Consider the following 16,747-nt stretch of genomic DNA (forward strand, 5'->3'; position numbering starts at 1 on the left):
CGGCGCTTCCCTAGAACGCGTTCTGGTAGGCCCGGCGCGAGACGATCGTCTGGATCATGATCTGGATGTCGAACCAGATCGACCAGTTGTCGATGTAGTGCAGGTCGCAGGCGACGCGCCGCTCCATGGCGAGGTCGGTCTGGGTCTCGCCGCGGTAGCCGTTGACCTGCGCCCAGCCGGTGATCCCGGGCCGCACGTTGTGGCGGCGGGCATACAGGGCGATCCGCCGCTCGAAGCTCCGGTCGTGGGCGAGGGCGTGTGGCCGGGGGCCGACCAGCGACATCTCCCCCCGGAGGACATTGATCAGCTGGGGCAGCTCGTCGAGATTCGTCCGCCGGAGGATTGCGCCGATCCGGGTGATCCGGCTGTCGTTTCGCGTCGCCTGCCGAAAGGTGGAATCCGCCTCCGCCCGCATCGACCGGAACTTGAAGACACCGAACGGCTGCTGGTTGAAGCCGTACCGCTTCTGGCGGAAGAAGACCGGGCCGGGGCTGTCGAGCTTGATCGCGAGGGCGATCGCCGCCAGCAGGGGCGACAGGGACACGAGGGCAATGGTCGCCACTGTCAGATCGAGGGCGCGCTTCAGCATCACCTCGCCCAGATTGAGCGGCCGACGCCCGATGTTGATCCCCGAGACGCCGCCGACCCGGGCGACCTGAAGATCGGGGAAGCGATCCAGGACGGCGCCAGGACGCAGGTGCAGGGCCGAGGGTACCCGCAGGAAGGCGTCGATGCAGCGCTCGACCTCGGCGGTATCGGCCCACGGGACCAGGACGAAGACGTCGTCCGGCCGGAGGAAGCGCACCACCGATACCGCAAGGTCGAGATCCTCCTGCAACTGGTCGTACCGGGTGGCCACGTCGGCGCCCGGGTCCACCCGCCGCAGGTAGCTCGTCCCGACGATCCGCGAACCGAGATGGTCGGCCTCCTTGCCCGCGTAGAAGCGCGCGATGTCCTCCTCGTAGCCCACGAGGTGAATCCGGCTGGCCGTGGCCGAACCGGCGCTCAGGCGGTCGCGCACGAAGCGGCGGACTGCCGTCCTGGCCGCGATCAGCACGGGCAAGCCCGCGACGAAGGTCCCGAGCGAGACGAGCCGAGAGTAATCGTTGGTCGTCTTCGTCATGAAGCTGACGACGAGCACCGCCGCCCAGGCGACCAGCCACAGGGACACCACCCGCTGGATGCCCGGCTTCTGCGTCGTCGCGCCCTCAAGGCTGTATTCCTCGCGCAGGGCGTTCGTGGCGACGATCACCAGTCCGAGCAGCGCCGCGAGCCGCAGGCTGCGCAAGCCCCCCACCCAAATCGTGCCGTCCTGAACGACGAGGTGGTAGGCGAGTTCGATGCTCAGGGTCACCGCGAAGATCGCCGCGAGGTCGGTGGCGGCGAGGGCCGTCGACAGGGCGATCCGCGCCACGGCGCGGCCGCGGCGCGGCAGCAGCGCAGACCACACGTTGCGCCGGCGCCCGGCCGAGTTGGGAAGCGCCTGAAACGTCTCCGGAAGCCGATCGTGAAACATCTGACCCGAACGTCCCGTCTTGATCGGACTCTGTACCAGTCTGAGACACGAAAGGTTTCAGCGCCGCCTGGTGACAGTGACGGAGCAAGCCGCGGGCCTCGCGGGTTCACGATCGCAGTCACGGAGGACACGGCGACCTAAGGCCCACCCTCGGGCGTTGCAATACATAATTAATGCTGAGTGACTGTTCAGCGCATGCAGCGGCGGCTTATGGTGCCGTTGAGTTGTTTCTGCAGGGCTTATTTCAATTCAGGCGCGTTTCTTCGATCGTCATTTCAACTAGGCGGGCGTTGCCGGCGACGGACCGGCTCGTGTTCGACGGCGTCGAGGGCTTGCCCTCGACGCCGGGAAGGACGGTCAGACGGCGCCCGCGTCCGCGTGGGTTCCGGCCGGGGCCCCGACGGTCTGGATCGTCTCGAAGCCCTCGAACTGGGGATGGCCGAGATAGAGGGGCTTGGTCGACGGAACGCGGCCATGCGCCTTCCGGAACTGCTCGGAACGGGTCCATGCCTCAAACTCCGCACGGGATCGCCAGATCGTGTGCGAGGCATAAAGCACGTGATCCTCGTGCTCGGGGCCGCGCAGCAGATGAAACTCTACGAAGCCCGGCAACTCACCGAGGTGGCTGTCGCGTCCGAGCCAGACGGCCTCGAAGTCGGCCGTCGCGTCCTTAACGACCTTGAAGCGATTCATCGCGATAAACATGCTGTTCTCCTGCCAGGCGCGAAACCTACAAGCTCCTGTGCTCCTACGGGAACCCCGGATGCGGCGACAGGGCACACCGCAAAATCAGCGCAGTCATCGCCATCGACATTTCAGCAACAATGTTGCAAAGATGTGGGTGTTTAAACTAGAAGCTGTAAGCTTTGACTTGCGAAGCTTGACAACTTGGTGTCCTACTGCGGCGCGGTTCACCTGTGTGGCTATCAGGGCTTTAGCCGGATTCTGATGGGTGGAACCTGGAACCTGGCGTGCACGACATGGGACTTAGGGGCGAGCGGTGAAGCGGCGCGATAGCGAGGCGAAGACACCGCGGCCCCAGGAGGAGGCATCCCACCCCATGGACAAGGAGTCCTCGCCCCAGCCCATGCCGAAGCAGACCACCGACGTCGATCGCCTTGTCGGCATCCGGATCACGGCCCTGCGCAAGGCCCGGGGCATGAGCCAGACCGCCCTCGGGAATGCGGTCGGCGTAACCTTCCAGCAGGTGCAGAAATACGAGAAGGGACAGAACCGGGTCGGTGCCGGACGGCTGCGCGAGATCGCGCGCCTTCTCGAGGTTCCGGTCTCGGCGTTCTTCGAGGAGAGCGAGCCGCGCGAGAGCGCCCAGGAAGACGTGTTCGGCTTCCTGAGCGCCCACGGCGCCATCGAGCTTCTGCGTGCCTACGCTCAGATCGAGGACGAGCAAATGCGCCGCGACGTGCTGGCCCTGGTCCGCAGCGCCGCGCGTCTCGCGCAGAACCGGATCGCCCCGCCGCCGGCGGAGTCGGCCTGAGGCTCCGCGCACGCGCGAACGCAGGTTGCCGAGCCTCGGACACGCAGCCTGTGGCTCAACGCGGCTGCCGCTTCAGGACGGTTCGGCCGCGATCAGGTGGAAGAAGCTTCCGGTGACCAAGCCGACCTGGTGACCGGCAAACCCCAGATCGACGCCCTCCGCGTCCGAGACGCGGGCGAGCGCCGTCGCCTCCGGGGCCATCGGCGACAGCTCGCTGGCATAATGGAACTCGTGGCCGACGAGCCGCGTGCCACCCTGCCCGAGCAGGCCCGCGCCGCACAGCCGGGCGACCCGGTAGCCGAGATGCAGCTTGCGCCGGTGATACGAGGTCTCGACGGGCAGCAGCCCTGCCATCGCGTGGGTGGTGCCGTCCGCGTCCTGGAGCGTCCGGCCGAGGACCATGTAGCCCCCGCATTCGCCGTGGACCGGGCGCGTTCGGGCGAAGCTGCGCAGACCTTCGAGGAACCGGCCGGCTCCGGAGATCCGCCCCGCATGCAGCTCGGGATATCCGCCCGGAAGCCAGCAGACGTCGCACACGTCCGGCGGCGCCTCGTCGGCGAGCGGCGAGAACGGCACGAGTTCGGCCCCCGCCATCCGCCACCCGGTTTCGAGGTGCGGGTAGAGGAAGCTGAAGGCCGCGTCGCGGGCGACCGCCACGCGCTGTCCCGGCGGCCGGGGCAGGCGCCCGGCGGAGTCCGGCACGGCGCCGCCCGCGCAGGCCGCGACGGCGTCGAGATCGATGCCAGCGTCCGCGAGGTCGGCCAAGCGGTCGAGGCGCGCCTGCAGATCGGCGGTCTCGCCCGCCTGGACGAGGCCCAGGTGGCGTTCGGGCAGGACGAGCTGCGCATCGCGCATCAGCGCGCCGAGCACGGGCAGCCCGGCACGCTCCATGCCGGCTTCGACGAGCCGCCGATGGCGGGCGCTCGCCACCTTGTTGAGGATCACCCCGGCGATCTGCACGCGGGGATCGTAGAGCTTGCAGCCCAGGGCCACGGCGGCGGCCGACTGCGCGGCACCGGACACGTCCACGACCAGCACCACCGGCCATCCGTAGCGCGCGGCGATGTCGGCATTCGCCCCGGTCCGATTCTCGGCCGCCCGGACGCCGTCGAACAGGCCCATCGAGCCCTCGGCGATCACGATGTCGGCCTGCGCCGCCGTCTCGCCCGCGAGGGCGTCGAGGAGCGGCGCGGCCATGGCGAAGCTGTCGAGGTTGAAGCTCGGCCGGCCGGTCGCCGCCTGATGGAACGCCGGATCGATGTAGTCCGGGCCGCACTTCGCACCGCGGACCCGCAGGCCGCGCCGCGAGAGGGCGCGCATCAGGGCGAGCGTCACCGTCGTCTTGCCGGAGCTGGAGCGCGGCGCCGCGACGAGGAGGCCGGGCGCGCTCACGACCGGCCGCCCACGGTGCCGCCGGGTCGGTAACGCCGGTCGTAGTCGTGCGCGTAGAGCGCGCTCTCGCGAAAGTCCGCGGCGCCGAGCGCCGGTCCGACCAGGATCAGGGCGGTGCGCTCCAGGCCGGCCTCCGCGACGAGGCCCGGCAGCGCCGCGAGATTGCCGACCAGTGCCCGTTCGTCCGGCCAGGAGGCCCGGAACACCGCCGCCGCCGGGCAGGACGGGCCGTAGAACGGGATCAGCTCCGCCGCGACGGCCTCGACCACGTGGATCGACAGGTGGATCGCCAGGGTCGCCCCGGTGGCCGCGTAGGCCGCGAGGGTCTCCCGCTCCGGCATGGCGCTCGCCCGGCCCGAGGTGCGGGTGAGCACCACGGATTGCGCCACGCCCGGCACGGTCAGCTCCCGGCGCAACAGGGCTGCGGCCGCCGCGAAGGCCGGGACGCCCGGGGTCACGGTGTAGGGGATGGAGAGCGCATCGAGCCGACGCATCTGCTCCGCCAGGGCACTCCAGATCGACAGGTCGCCGGAATGGAGGCGTGCCACGTCCTGCCCGGCCGTGTGGGCCGCCGCGATCTCCGCCACGATCGCGTCGAGGTCGAGGGGGGCGGTGTCGACGATCCGTGCCCCCGGCGGACACCACCCGAGGATCTCGGGGGCTACCAGGGATCCGGCGTAGAGGCAGACGGGACAGGCGGCTATGCGATCGCGGCCGCGCACCGTGATGAGGTCCGCCGCGCCGGGGCCGGCGCCGATGAAATGGACGGTCATGGCTCGGGCATCGTTGTCGAGCGGATCGCGAGGGCGCAGGTCGCGCCGCCGCTCGCGATCCGGGGGAGGGCGAGTCGGCTCTCCGGTCCGGCTTCGGCGAGGGCGGCCGCCTCGGCGACCGAGCCGACGCCGCGCAGGCGCTCGATCCGCGCCGAACGGGTGACGACCTGCCCATCGCAAGCTTCGAGCGCCGAGGCCGGCACGGAGGAGGGGGGCAGCCCGAAGCGGGCCGCCGCACCGCGGATCGCCGGCTCCGCTGCGCGGTCGGCCGGGGTGGCGATGGCCGCGAGGTCGGCACCGTCGGCACCGATCAGACCGAGCGCTCGGACGATCAGCGCAGCGATCTCGTCGGCCTCCGTGCCGTGGCGGAATCCGATCCCGGCGACGAGGGGACCCATCATGGCTTGGTCCAAGCCCATTGGGTCACCGGCATGGCGGGCCGCCAGCCGTGCAGGCCGCCCACCGGGCTGGCCCGATCGACGCTGAAGCGGCGCAGGCTCCCGCCCTGCGCCGCGAAGGCCGCGAGCAGCGCTGCCTCGCCCTGAAGCGTCACGGCGTTGGCGACGCAACGCCCGCCGGACGGCAGCGCCGCCAGGGCGGTTTCGAGGAGACCGGGCTCGGAGACGCCTCCGCCGATGAACACGGCCTCCGGGCGTGGCAGATCGTGGAGAGCCGCCGGCGCAGCCCCGACGACCACTGTCAGGTCGGGCACGCCCAAAGTTTCGGCGTTGCGCCGAATGCGCTCGGCGCGATCAGGTCGCGCCTCGATCGCGGTGGCGCGCAGGCTCGGGTGGCGCAGCAGCCACTCGATCGCGACCGACCCCGCCCCGGCGCCGATATCCCAGAGATGAAGGCCGGGATGCGGGCGCAGGGCCGCGAGGGTCAGCGCACGGATCTCCGCCTTGGTGAGCTGTCCGTCGTTCTCGAACACCGCGTCGTCGAGCCCCGGCGCGAGCGGTATCGCCGGGCCCGCGCCCGCGACCGTGATCGCCACGGTGTTGAGCGGATCGACCGGGCCGAGATCGAAGGCGTCGGCCCGCACCGCGCGGATCCGCTCGCGGGGACCGCCCATCGCCTCCAGAACAGTCAGCGTGGACGGCCCGAGGCCGCGCGCGCAGAGGAGTGCCGCCAGGGCTGCCGGCGTCGCGCCGTCCCAGGACAGCGCCAGGAGACGGGCGCCCGGTTGGATATGAGGGACGATCCGGGTCAGCGCGCGGCCGTGCAAGGTCACGAGGCCGCATTCGGCCATGGGCCAGCCGAGGCGCGCGCAGGCGAGGCTGAAGGCTGAGGGAGCCGGAAAGGCCCGGATCTCAGCCGGTGGCACGAGCCGGGCGATCTCGGCGCCCACGCCGTAGTGGAACGGGTCGCCGGTGGCGAGGATGCAGGTCGGCGCGCCCCGCCGGGCCAGGATCTCCGGATAGGCGTCGTGGATCGGGCTCGGCCAGGGCCGGGCCTCCGCGTCCAGCGGACCCGCGAGGACGAGGTGACGCCGGCCGCCATAGACCACCTGGGCAGCGTCGAGGGCCGCCGCGGCGGCGGGGCTCAGTCCCGCCCGTCCGTCCTCGCCGATGCCCACGATCGACAGCCAGGGGGCGCTCGAAGGGGCGCTCGACAGGGGCTCACCGCTCATGGACAAGGCGCCGATGACGAGCGGCGTGATGCGGATCCTGATCCTCGGCGGCACCGGCGAGGCGAGCAGCCTGGCCCGCGCGCTGGCCGTGAGGGCCGATCGGTCCGTGATGCTCTCCCTTGCCGGCCGGACGGCGGCGCCGAAGCCCGAGCCCGTGCCGACCCGGATCGGCGGGTTCGGCGGTCCCGAGGGTCTGGTGCGCTACCTGCGCGCCGCAGCGATCACGCACCTGATCGACGCGACCCATCCCTTCGCCGCGACGATGTCGGACCATGCCGCCCGCGCGGCGGCCCTGGCCGGTGTGGCCCTCCTCGCGATCCGCCGGCCGGCCTGGACGCGAGAGCCCGGCGACATCTGGATCGAGGTCGACCGGATGGAGGAGGCCGCGGCTGCCCTCGGCCCGGAGCCGCGGCGCGTGTTCCTGACGATTGGCCGCCAGGAGGCCGGCGCGTTCGGTGCGGCGCCGCAGCACGCCTATCTCGCGCGCAGCGTCGAGCCGCTCGGCGACATCCTTCCGGTGCCGCATCTCACCGCTCTCGAAGCCCGAGGCCCCTTCGACGAGGCCGCCGAGATCGCGCTGATGCGCGCCAGCGGGACCGAGATCCTCGTCAGCAAGAATGCCGGCGGCGCGGCGACCTACGGTAAGATCGCGGCGGCCCGTGCCCTCGGGATTCCCGTGGTGATGGTGCGCCGGCCGATCAAGCCCGAAGTGCCGAGCGTCGCCGATGCCGCCGGGGTGCTCCGCTGGCTGGACACCGACGATCACGCCGGTCCCTCGACCTTGCGCGCCGTGTAGACGAGGGGCGGCCGGCCCGCGCGGGGGATCAGCCGCGTCGTCGAGGCGCCCAGGATCACCATCGTCGCCATGTCGGCGGGCACGTCGCGCGCCTCCGCGAGGGGCGCGATCCGGATGGCCTCGTCCGGCCGGCTGATGGCGCGGGCAAACATCACCGGCGTCTCGGGTGCCCGGATCCCGGCCGCGATGTCCAGCGCGGCCCCGAGCTGCCAGGGCCGGGCGGTGGAAATCGGGTTGTAGAGCGCGATCACCAGATCGGCGCGCAGCACGGCCTCCAACCGGGCGGTCACCACCGGCCAGGGCTTGAGGTTGTCCGAGAGGGACAGCGCACAGAAGTCGCCACCGAGCGGCGCCCCGAGCCGTGCCGCCGCCGCCAGCATCGCGGTGATGCCGGGCTCCACGGTGATCGCGAGGTCGCGCCATCCCGGCTCGCCGTGCTCCACGGCCTCGAACACTGCCGCCGCCATGGCGAAGACGCCGGGATCGCCGCCGGAGACCACCGCGACCCGCCGGCCCGCGGCGGCGAGCTGCAGGGCGTGGCGTGCCCGGTCGACCTCGACGCGGTTGTCGCTGGCATGCCGAACAAGTCCGGGGCGCTCGGGCACGCGGGCCACGTAGGGGAAGTAGCCGATGACGTCCTCCGCCGCATCCAGCGCACGGCATGCGGACCCGGTCAGCAACGCGGCGTCGCCCGGGCCGAGGCCGACGACGGTGAGGCTGCCGCTCACGGCCGCCGGCCCTCGCCGGGCAGGAGGACCATGGAGAAGTAGGGCGCCTCGTCGTCCGGCTTGTCTGCCAGCATGACGACCCGCTCGCCGGCCATTGTCCCGCGCTCCACGTAGACCGCACGCGCGAGCAGCCCCGCCTCCGCCAAGGCGGCGCGCACCTTGGGCAGGTGGCGCCCGAGCTTCATCACCACAGCGGCATCGGTCCCGCGCAGGCGCTCGGTGAGCGCAGCGAGCGGAAGGGTTGCCGGCAGGACGGTGAGCACGTCGTCGCCCCAGGTGATCGGTTTGCCGGCCCGCGTCCAGCAGCCGGACATGCCGGTCACGCCCGGGATGACCTCGACGGGGAAGCGGTCCTTCAGCCGTCGCCACAGGTGCATGAACGAGCCGTAGAAGAACGGATCGCCCTCCGACAGGATCGCCACGTCGCGCCCGGCACCGAGATGATCCGCGAGCCGGCCGGCCGCGTCGTCGTAGAAGCCGGCCAGCGCCGCCACGTAATCCGGATGCTCGGGATGAATCTCGGTCGTATAGGGATAGGCCAGGGCTAATTCGCGGGCCGGATCGCGCAGGATCGCGTCGGCGATGGTACGGGCATTGCCCCGCCGGCCGCGCTTGCAGAAATGCACCAGCACCGGCGCGTGCATCAAAATGCGCTGCGCCTTCACGGTCAGCAGCTCCGGATCGCCCGGACCCATCCCGACCCCGTAGAGCGTGCCGGTCACCGCCGTCACCGGCAATGCCTCGGTCGGGCCTTCCAGGCGGTCGAACCCGTCCATCACTCGACCTCGCTGGCCAGCGCGTTGACGGCGGCGGCCGTCATGGCGCTGCCGCCGCGCCGGCCGTGGACGACCACGAAGGGCACGCGACTGTCGCGGGCGAGGGCGTCCTTCGATTCCGCGGCGCCCACAAACCCCACCGGGATTCCGATCACCGCGGCGGGTGGTGCCACGCCGGCGTCGAGCAGCTCGAGCAGGCGGAACAGGGCGGTCGGCGCGTTGCCCACCGCCACGACGCTCCCCGGCAGGTGCTCGCGCCACAGCTCCATGGCGGCGGCGGAGCGGGTCGTGCCGAGACTTTTTGACAGATCCGGGACACGCGGATCGCCCAGCGTGCAGATTACCCTGTTGTCGGCCGGCAGCCGAGACCGGGTGACGCCGTCGGCGACCATGCGGACATCGCACAGGATCGGCGCACCGGCCTGCAGGGCCGCGACGCCGGCTTCGGCAAAGTCCGGCGACATCTCCACGTCGGTGGGCAGGTCAGTCATGCCGCAGGCGTGGATCATCCGCACGACCACCCGCTCGGCGGCGCCCGACCAGCGACCGAGATCCGCCTCGGCGCGGATCATCGCGAAGGACCGCGCGTAGATCGCGCTGCCGTCGCGGACGTAGTCGTAGCGGGACGGGGACTCGCTGGCCGCGGCCGGCTCCGATCCTGTCTGGCGCAGGGCGTTCTGGCTCGCGCTCATGCCGGTCTCCTGGTCCTCCCGCACGCCGTCCGGGCGGTTTCCGGCGCGAAGGCGGCGGCAAGCCCGACGGTGTTGGCTCTTCCTAACCGCTCCAGCACGGCCTCGATAGGGAGGTCCATCGCCGGCTCATCGCCGGGGCCGCCGCCGATCACCACACCGTACAGGCCGTTCCGGCCGACGAGGGTGAGATCGGCCGGACCAGGCCGCGCACAGCCTTTGGCGCAACCCGAAACATGCGCGGATCGCCCCTGTTCCGCCAGGGTGCCGAAGGCTTCCGCGAGGCGCGCCGCATCAGACAGCGTCGGAGTCGACCCGGAGGCGCAGCCCGGAGCGCCCGTGCAGGCGTCGATCGCCCGCCGCGGATCGGTGGGCGCGACGATGAACACGTCGGCGAGGTCCGCCAGCGTCGCGGCGGCCAACCCGACCGACGATGCGATCAGCACGAAACCGCGATTGGGCGACAGCCGCAGCGTATCCGATCCGAGCGCCTCCGCGGCGTCGGCGATGCGGGTGAGGGCGGCGGCCGTGCAACGGCCGAACGGTGCATCCACGACAAGAACGTCCAGGCCGGCGCCGGCATGCAGCCCGGCCACGGGCGCGAACGGCGCATCGTTCCCGCGCGCCGCGATCGCCGTCCGGGCCGGGGGTGAGGCGGGCAGCCGCGGCGGCTGTCCCGGCAGGGCTCCGGTCACGCTGCGCTGCTCGTCCTCCGAGAGGTCGCGCATCCGCCGCCGGCCCGTAGACGCGAAGGCAGCGAGCAGCCGCGCCATGCGATCCGCGGCCTCGCTTTCGGGGCCGGTGACGAGGTCCCGCACGCCCGACGCGAAGGTGGCCGCGATCGTGACCGTGCCTCTGTCGCGGGCGGACATGAGGAGGTCAGCCTCGGGCAGCGCAACGCCGGGCTGGCCCGCGACGACCACCAGGGTCTTGGGYGGCAGCCCGGGGATGCCGCGCGCCGCCGTCTCGATGGCGTCGGCCAGCGCCGGGACGTCGATCACCGCCTCAGTGTCGAGACCGGCGTTGGGGCTCGTGAGCGTCACGCGCTGCGGGCCGGCATCGGACCGCACGTCGCCGAGCCCCGCCTCCTCGAGCAGGCCGGCCAAGGCCGTCCGGGTCGCATCGGTGACGCCGCGGACCTGAAGATTGGCCCGCGCGGTAAGGTCGAGGTGGCCGTTGCCGAAGCGCACCGCGCCCTCGGCCACGGCGCGGGCCTGGGCGAGCGTGAGGATGCCGAGCGGCGGATGCACCCGCGCCAGGAGCCCGTCTCCCGTGGGCATCGGGCGGGCGAGGCCGGGGCACCACCCCCGGCGTGCGGGCGCCTCGGGCAGGACGCGGCGGTAGCCGAACGGGCCGGCGCTCATTCGGCGGCCTCCCGGAGCAGCGCGTCGGCCGGCAGGGCGTTGCGCCGGCTGTGCCAGAGGCCGCGATCGCGGGCCGCATCGAAGCGCTCCAGGATCGCCCGGGTGGCCGCGGGATTTGCGGCGCGCAGGCGCTCGAACACGTCGGCATCGGCGATCCAGGCCGCGTAGAGCGTCTCGAAGCCGGCATCGGACACCGCGTCGCTGGCGGCGGCCAGGACGAAGACCGCGTCCAGCCCCTGGGCCAGCTCCTGAGCGCCCCGATACCCGTGGCGGAGCTGGGCGGAGATCCAGCGGGGATCGGCGAGGCGCGCGCGGATCAGCCGGGCCGCGTCCTCCCGGGCGGTCCGGGCCTTCGGCCGGTCGGGGCGCGATACGTCGAGGCTGTAGAGCGCGGGACTGGAACCCTCCAGAGCCGCGGCGGCGGCGAAGCCACCCATCGCGTCGACGGCGGCATCCCCGTCGAACAGGTCCCGCTCCGCCACGTCGAAGGCGTGGAGATAGGCATCGGCCGCCGCGACCCGGGCGCCGAAATCCGCGTCCGGTACCTCGCGGTCGCCGTAGGCGTGGGTGCTCGCGGCGAGGTAGGCCCGGCCGAGGTCGGCACGGTCCTCCCAGCCACCGTCCAGGGCGGCGCGGGCGGTACCGGCGCCGAAGCGACCCGGTGCCGCCCCGTAGACCCGTACCGCCGCTTCGCCCCGCCGCCGCGCCGCCGCGAGCGGGTTCTCGTCATCGGCCTCGTCCCGGTCTGCAACCGCGCGGGCGGCCCTGTCGATCAGCGCGAGCGTTTCCGGAAAGGTGTCGCGGAACGCGCCGGAGATCCGCACGGTGACGTCGATCCGGGGCCGGTCGAGCATCGCCAGGGGAAGGATCTCGAACCCGGTGACGCGGGTGCTCGCATGATCCCAGACCGGCCGCACGCCCATCAGGGCGAGGGCGTGCGCCACGTCCTCCCCGCCGGTGCGCAGGGTCGGCGACGCCCAGAGGTCCATGACGATCCGGGCCGGGTAGGCGCCCTCGTCCTGGAGGTAGCGGGTCACGACGGCGGCGGCGGCCTTCTCGCCGAGGAGCGCGGCGGCGCGGCTCGGGATTGCCCGCGGATCGAGGGTGGCGAGGTTGCGTCCGGTGGGCAGCACGTCGGCGCGCCCGCGGGACGGGGACCCGGACGGGCCTGGCCGGACGAAGCGCCCGTCGAGAGCGGCGAGCAGGCCGTCCCGTTCGGAGGCCGCACACGCGGCCACCGGGTCGGGCGCCCCGTCGGAGGTGCGGGCGAAAACGTGAAGGCCGTCGCGGAAGGAGGTCTCGCCGAGGTCGCACAGATGTGCGTCGAGCCGCGTCAGCGCCTCCTCCATCGGCGTATCGGCGACGATGCCGGCGCCGTCGAGCAGACCGGCCGACGCGGCCTCCTCGAGGATTGCGCCCGCGATGAGCTCGGCGCGGCGCGGATCGAGCACGCTGGCGGCGGAATACTCCTCCACCAGCTCGCGCAGGCGTGCGGCCTCCGGCGACAGGGCGTGGGCTGCGATGTCCGGGGTCAGGTGGCCGAGCGCGACGCCGCCGAGGCGGCGCTTGAGCGGTGCGGCCTCGCCCGGATCGTCGACGATGAAGGGATAGATCACCGGCAGGCCGCCGACGCACAGGGCCGGGAGACAGGCGGGTCCGAGCGCCACGGCCTTGCCGGGCAGCCATTCGGTGGTGCCGTGCGTGCCGAGCTGGATCAGGGCGTCGAACCGCTGCCGCAACCCGAGATGGAAGGCGAGATACGCGTGGGTCGGCGCCCGTTCGAGGTCGTGGTAGCCGGTCTTGCGATCGGGATCGCGCCCGCGATCCGGCTGGAGGAAGACCGCGAGGCCGCCGCCGTCGCGCGTCGGCGGGGCGGTGCCGGTCACCATCCGGAACCGGAAGGCGCCGTCGATGCAGGACGGATCGGAGGCCGGATCGCCCCAGGCGACCGTGACCGCCGCGCGGGTCTCCTCGGACAGGGTTCGCCACCACGCCCCGTAGGTGGACAGCGGCACCTGGAATTCGGCCGAACCCTCCGTGAGCTCGGCCATCAGCCGGCCCGGTTCCGGAAGACCGCCCGCCGCGTAGCCCGCGGCGGCGAGATCGGCGGCGATCGTCCGGACGCTCTCGGGCGTGTCGAGGCCGACCGCGAAGCCGACCCGGCCGCCCCGGGCCGGATAGTCGGACAGCACCAGGGCCAAGCGTCGCGCTCCCCGGGGACGTGCGGCGAGGCGCAGCCATCCCGCGGCCCGCTCGGCCAGCGCGGCGATCCCGGCAGCGTAGGGTACGGCCCGGCGCTGGGCGAAGCCGGCCAGTTCCGGGGATTCCTCCTTGAACGAGATCGGGAAGCCCGAGAGCCGGCCGTCGAATTCCGGAAGCGCGACCTGCATGGCGAGATCGGCCGCGCCGAGACCCCGGGCGGAGGCCTCCCAGGCCACCCGTGATGCGCCCACCGTGAAGGCCTGGAGCACCGGGCAATCGGCACCGTCGAGGACGAAGTCGAAGCCGTCCTCCCGGGCCGAGAAGGCCGTGGCCGCGATCACCAGGTCGGGCTTGCGCACCCGGACGACCTCGGCGATCGCGGCGGCGGCCTCCGGCTCCTTCAGGCTCGACACCGCCATCGGCAGCGTCCCGATCCCGCGGGCGCGCAGGGCCGCCGCGAGCGCGGCGAAGGGCTCGGTGTCACCGCTGAGCACGGCGGACCGATAGATCAGGAGGAGCACGAGAGGCGCGCTCCGCGTCCGCGATCCGGTGAGCGGGATCGCCGTTCCCGCCGCCGCGACGGCCGTCTCCAGGGGGAGGACGCCGCAGCCGGGGCACCAGGCGAAACCGCGCGGCAGAGCCTGCGGCGGCTCGACCGCGCCTTCGGCGCCCAACCGGACCGCGAGCGTCCGGAGCATCCGCCGGAGGTTGTCGGGGCCGCCGGCGCGGAAATAGGCGTCGAGCTGTCCGGCGAGGTCGGGGTCGGTCGAGAAGGTCGCGAGCCGCGGATCGGGCCGGTCGTCCCCCGGCAGGACCGCCAGCACGACGCCGTGCGCCCGCGCCGCCTCGGCACACCGCTCGATCCCGTAGCGCCAGTAATCCAGGCCGCCGAGACAGCGGATCACCACGACCTTGGCGCGGGCCACCACGCGTTCGACGTAGAGATCGACCGACAGCGGGTGCCGCAGCTTCGCGAGCTTGGCGAGCCGAAGGCTCGGCAGGCCGGGCTCCACGGCGTGAGCCTGCCCGACCGCCGCGAGGTCGCTGTCGGTGAAGGACAGCACCACGAGATCGCCGGGCTCCTGCCCGAGATCCACCGCCGCCTCACCATCATCGAGGGAGACGGAATCGATGCGGACGAGATGCATCGGCGGCCCCTAGAGCGCGGCCGCGCGGGCGAGCGCGCCGCCGGTCGAGCGGGGGCGCGCGTGCGTACTCATCCCGCGAGGGCCGCCGCCACGGCGTGACGGTCGAAGCCCTTAAGGCCGATCACCACGAGATTTCCGTCGCGGGCTTCCCCAGCTTTCCAGGGCCGGTCGAAATGGTGGGCGACGCGCCGGCCGACGCCCTGCACCACCAGGCGCATGGCCTTGCCCTCGACCTCGGCGAAGCCCTTGATGCGCAGGACGCCGGCGATCTCGGCCGCCTTCTCGACGCGGGCCGCGAGGTCCCCGGCGGTGACCGCCGGACGGACCCGCAGCGCCACGGTCTCGAAGTCGTCGTGGTCGTGATCCTCGCCCTCGCCGTGATGGGAGGGGCGCGCGGCGAGGTCGTCCTCGGCGGCCGCGCCGAGGCCCAACAGCACCCGCGGATCGATGGCGCCGTTCTCGGTCTCGACGACCTTCACGGCCCGGGGCAGATGGCCCTCCACCTCGGCGCGGACCCGGGCGCGGGTCGCGGCGTCGATCAGGTCGGCCTTGTTGAGCACCACGAGGTCGGCACACAGGAGCTGGTCCTCGAACACCTCCTCCAGCGGGTTGTCGTGATCGACCGACTGGTCCGCGGCCCGCTGGGCGGCCAGCGCCTCGGGGTCCTCCGCGAAAGCGCCCGAGGCCACCGCGGGGCCATCGACCACCGCGACGACGCCGTCGACAGTCACCCGGGACCGGATCGCCGGCCACTGGAAGGCCTGGACCAGCGGCTTCGGCAGGGCGAGGCCGGAGGTCTCGATTAGGATGTGTTCCGGCGGGTCGGCGCGTCCCAGCAGGGTCTCCAGCGCCGGCACGAAATCGTCCGCCACCGTGCAGCAGATGCAGCCGTTCGGCAGCTCGACGATGGCGTCCTCGGTGCAGCCCTCGACCCCGCAGGCGGCCAGGAAGGACTTGTCGAAGCCGACGTCACCGAACTCGTTCACCAGGATGGCGAGGCGGCGTCCCTTGGCGTTCTCGACGACGTGGCGGACCAGGGTGGTCTTGCCGGCGCCGAGGAAGCCCGTGACGATGGTGCAGGGGATCTTGTTCACGAGGGTCATTCCGCGGCCTCCAGGGTGCCGGCGGGACGCGGGCGAGGGTGGGGAAAGGGCGGGATCCGGGCGATCACGCCCGTGCGGAAGGCGGCGGGACGCGCGCGCCAGGGCACGAGGCCGTCCGGCGTCTCCGCGTAGGCCGCGAGCCCGGCGAGGATCGTGTCGGCCGAGGTAGCGGGATCCATGTCGCCGTACACGTAGGTCCAGCGGTCCGCCGAGGCGACCGCCACGGTGCACGGCCGCTTGCAGACGGACAGGCACTCCACGGGCTCGACCCGCAGTCCCGGCACGGCGTCGCCCCGCGCTTTGAGCGCCTCCAGCAGGAGCGCCCCGGCGCGGGGGCCGTCCGGGTCATCGTCCAGCCGGCGGCAGGTGGTGCAGACGTACAGCACGGTCTCAGGCACGGGCCGTCCCCCGCGCCGTCTCCCGCGAAAGCGCCTGCCACGCCCAGCCGAGCCCCAACCCGATCAGGATCCAGAACACGAACCCGATGGCCAGGGACCGGGCGGCGAATTGCGCGGCCAGGGCGGCCGGGAGTTCGGACGCGGCCTCCGGCGCCTGAGGCGCGCCGACGACGTGCGGGGCGACGATCAGGACGAGACCGCCCAGGATCGCGATCAGCGTACGGCGGACGGCGATCAGGTAGAGGCCCATGCCCGTCGCCGCCGCGGTCATCAGCCACCAGGCCTGCCGCGCGGCGAGCGGGGCAGCCGCGCTGCCGGGCAGTTCCGGCGGCAGGCCGAGGCCCGGCGCCAAGGCGACGCTGGCGAAGCCCGCCACCGCGAAGGCGAGGCCGACCTGCGGGGTCGGCTCCCGGCCGCAGGCGAGCATCACCGCGCCGAGGAGCAGGGCGTAGCCGACGCCGCCGACGAGGGTCGCGAGCGCCGTGAAGGCCATCCGCGGCAGGCCCTGACCAGGTTGCCATTCCGGCGCCGCGTCGGGCGCAGCGTGGTCATGCCCGGCATGCGCCAGGACGATCGGCAGCGGCTTCGCGGCCTGATGCGACGGTTCCTGCTGCTCGTAGCGCTCGGCCGCCACGATCAGCGGCGACGTCAGCGTGAGTTCGAGGCCCGTCACGACGGCAGCCGCGAAGAAGCCGGCGGCCAGCGCCGCCGACAGAAGCCGGATGATCATCCCTGTG

The 16,747-nt window shown here is 72.7% G+C and carries 16 protein-coding genes; 2 read left to right on the plus strand and 14 right to left on the minus strand.

The window, feature by feature from the left end; all coding sequences use genetic code 11:
* Positions 1-10 precede the first annotated feature (10 nt).
* The gene (locus tag ACXJKQ_RS08165; protein WP_457105262.1) at positions 11-1,516 is read right to left on the minus strand and encodes an undecaprenyl-phosphate glucose phosphotransferase; all 1,506 of its coding nucleotides are present in this window, start codon (positions 1,514-1,516) and stop codon (positions 11-13) included.
* A 357-nt stretch (positions 1,517-1,873) separates the two neighbouring features.
* Positions 1,874-2,221 (minus strand): antibiotic biosynthesis monooxygenase family protein, encoded by a 348-nt coding sequence (locus tag ACXJKQ_RS08170; RefSeq protein ID WP_457105263.1) that lies wholly within the window; start codon positions 2,219-2,221, stop codon positions 1,874-1,876.
* A 355-nt stretch (positions 2,222-2,576) separates the two neighbouring features.
* On the opposite strand from ACXJKQ_RS08170, the gene ACXJKQ_RS08175 reads away from it, so the two are divergent.
* The gene (locus ACXJKQ_RS08175; protein ID WP_457105264.1) at positions 2,577-3,011 is read left to right on the plus strand and encodes a helix-turn-helix domain-containing protein; all 435 of its coding nucleotides are present in this window, start codon (positions 2,577-2,579) and stop codon (positions 3,009-3,011) included.
* A 72-nt stretch (positions 3,012-3,083) separates the two neighbouring features.
* Here the strand turns inward: ACXJKQ_RS08175 and ACXJKQ_RS08180 are convergent, their stop codons facing one another.
* Genes ACXJKQ_RS08180 through cbiE form a run of 4 tightly spaced genes read right to left on the minus strand, consistent with a single transcriptional unit; the run spans position 3,084 to position 6,806 of the window.
* Positions 3,084-4,403: a cobyrinate a,c-diamide synthase gene (locus ACXJKQ_RS08180; protein WP_457105265.1), complete on the minus strand. Its 1,320-nt coding sequence runs from the start codon at positions 4,401-4,403 to the stop codon at positions 3,084-3,086.
* A complete protein-coding gene (gene cobM, locus ACXJKQ_RS08185) occupies positions 4,400-5,176 on the minus strand; it encodes a precorrin-4 C(11)-methyltransferase (protein WP_457105266.1) in 777 nt (258 codons plus the stop codon). The genes ACXJKQ_RS08180 and cobM overlap by 4 nt, the downstream gene beginning before the upstream one ends.
* Positions 5,173-5,577: a cobalamin biosynthesis protein gene (locus ACXJKQ_RS08190; protein WP_457105267.1), complete on the minus strand. Its 405-nt coding sequence runs from the start codon at positions 5,575-5,577 to the stop codon at positions 5,173-5,175. Before ACXJKQ_RS08190 ends, cobM begins: the two co-directional genes overlap by 4 nt.
* A complete protein-coding gene (gene cbiE / locus ACXJKQ_RS08195; protein ID WP_457105268.1) occupies positions 5,574-6,806 on the minus strand; it encodes a precorrin-6y C5,15-methyltransferase (decarboxylating) subunit CbiE in 1,233 nt (410 codons plus the stop codon). The genes ACXJKQ_RS08190 and cbiE overlap by 4 nt, the downstream gene beginning before the upstream one ends.
* A gap of 13 nt (positions 6,807-6,819) precedes the next feature.
* Here cbiE and ACXJKQ_RS08200 point away from each other — a divergent pair, with 13 nt between their 5' ends.
* Entirely contained in the window at positions 6,820-7,602 is a 783-nt protein-coding gene (locus tag ACXJKQ_RS08200; RefSeq protein WP_457105269.1) for a cobalt-precorrin-6A reductase, read from the plus strand.
* On the opposite strand, the gene cobJ is transcribed toward ACXJKQ_RS08200, so the two are convergent.
* The 8 genes from cobJ to ACXJKQ_RS08240 all read right to left on the minus strand — a co-directional run bounded on the left by cobJ (position 7,569) and on the right by ACXJKQ_RS08240 (position 16,740).
* Entirely contained in the window at positions 7,569-8,330 is a 762-nt protein-coding gene (cobJ, locus tag ACXJKQ_RS08205) for a precorrin-3B C(17)-methyltransferase (protein ID WP_457105270.1), read from the minus strand. The two genes, ACXJKQ_RS08200 and cobJ, sit on opposite strands and share 34 nt — an antisense overlap.
* Positions 8,327-9,106 (minus strand): precorrin-2 C(20)-methyltransferase, encoded by a 780-nt coding sequence (locus tag ACXJKQ_RS08210; protein ID WP_457105271.1) that lies wholly within the window; start codon positions 9,104-9,106, stop codon positions 8,327-8,329. The genes cobJ and ACXJKQ_RS08210 overlap by 4 nt, the downstream gene beginning before the upstream one ends.
* Positions 9,106-9,798, minus strand: coding sequence for a precorrin-8X methylmutase (locus ACXJKQ_RS08215; RefSeq protein WP_457105272.1), 693 nt, complete (start codon positions 9,796-9,798; stop codon positions 9,106-9,108). The genes ACXJKQ_RS08210 and ACXJKQ_RS08215 overlap by 1 nt, the downstream gene beginning before the upstream one ends.
* On the minus strand, positions 9,795-11,159 hold the full coding sequence (locus tag ACXJKQ_RS08220; protein ID WP_457105273.1) for a precorrin-3B synthase: 1,365 nt from the start codon (positions 11,157-11,159) through the stop codon (positions 9,795-9,797). The genes ACXJKQ_RS08215 and ACXJKQ_RS08220 overlap by 4 nt, the downstream gene beginning before the upstream one ends.
* On the minus strand, positions 11,156-14,509 hold the full coding sequence (cobN, locus tag ACXJKQ_RS08225; protein ID WP_457105274.1) for a cobaltochelatase subunit CobN: 3,354 nt from the start codon (positions 14,507-14,509) through the stop codon (positions 11,156-11,158). The genes ACXJKQ_RS08220 and cobN overlap by 4 nt, the downstream gene beginning before the upstream one ends.
* Positions 14,510-14,577: 68 nt before the next feature.
* On the minus strand, positions 14,578-15,612 hold the full coding sequence (cobW, locus tag ACXJKQ_RS08230) for a cobalamin biosynthesis protein CobW (RefSeq protein ID WP_457105275.1): 1,035 nt from the start codon (positions 15,610-15,612) through the stop codon (positions 14,578-14,580).
* Entirely contained in the window at positions 15,609-16,010 is a 402-nt protein-coding gene (locus ACXJKQ_RS08235) for a DUF1636 family protein (protein WP_457105276.1), read from the minus strand. The genes cobW and ACXJKQ_RS08235 overlap by 4 nt, the downstream gene beginning before the upstream one ends.
* Positions 16,003-16,740, minus strand: coding sequence for a CbtA family protein (locus ACXJKQ_RS08240; protein ID WP_457105277.1), 738 nt, complete (start codon positions 16,738-16,740; stop codon positions 16,003-16,005). The genes ACXJKQ_RS08235 and ACXJKQ_RS08240 overlap by 8 nt, the downstream gene beginning before the upstream one ends.
* Positions 16,741-16,747 lie beyond the last annotated feature (7 nt).

The sequence above is a fragment of the Methylobacterium sp. P5_C11 genome (assembly GCF_054049775.1).

Excerpts from the sequence above, each read along its gene's own strand:
- ACXJKQ_RS08200 (WP_457105269.1), top strand. The coding sequence starts at position 6,820 with ATGACGAGCGGCGTGATGCGGATCCTGATCCTCGGCGGCACCGGCGAG.
- ACXJKQ_RS08175 (WP_457105264.1), top strand. The coding sequence starts at position 2,577 with ATGGACAAGGAGTCCTCGCCCCAGCCCATGCCGAAGCAGACCACCGAC.
- cobW (WP_457105275.1), bottom strand. The coding sequence starts at position 15,612 with ATGACCCTCGTGAACAAGATCCCCTGCACCATCGTCACGGGCTTCCTC.
- cbiE (WP_457105268.1), bottom strand. The coding sequence starts at position 6,806 with ATGAGCGGTGAGCCCCTGTCGAGCGCCCCTTCGAGCGCCCCCTGGCTG.
- cobN (WP_457105274.1), bottom strand. The coding sequence starts at position 14,509 with ATGCATCTCGTCCGCATCGATTCCGTCTCCCTCGATGATGGTGAGGCG.
- ACXJKQ_RS08240 (WP_457105277.1), bottom strand. The coding sequence starts at position 16,740 with ATGATCATCCGGCTTCTGTCGGCGGCGCTGGCCGCCGGCTTCTTCGCG.
- ACXJKQ_RS08190 (WP_457105267.1), bottom strand. The coding sequence starts at position 5,577 with ATGATGGGTCCCCTCGTCGCCGGGATCGGATTCCGCCACGGCACGGAG.
- ACXJKQ_RS08215 (WP_457105272.1), bottom strand. The coding sequence starts at position 9,798 with ATGAGCGCGAGCCAGAACGCCCTGCGCCAGACAGGATCGGAGCCGGCC.
- cobM (WP_457105266.1), bottom strand. The coding sequence starts at position 5,176 with ATGACCGTCCATTTCATCGGCGCCGGCCCCGGCGCGGCGGACCTCATC.
- ACXJKQ_RS08170 (WP_457105263.1), bottom strand. The coding sequence starts at position 2,221 with ATGTTTATCGCGATGAATCGCTTCAAGGTCGTTAAGGACGCGACGGCC.
- ACXJKQ_RS08165 (WP_457105262.1), bottom strand. The coding sequence starts at position 1,516 with ATGTTTCACGATCGGCTTCCGGAGACGTTTCAGGCGCTTCCCAACTCG.
- ACXJKQ_RS08210 (WP_457105271.1), bottom strand. The coding sequence starts at position 9,106 with ATGGACGGGTTCGACCGCCTGGAAGGCCCGACCGAGGCATTGCCGGTG.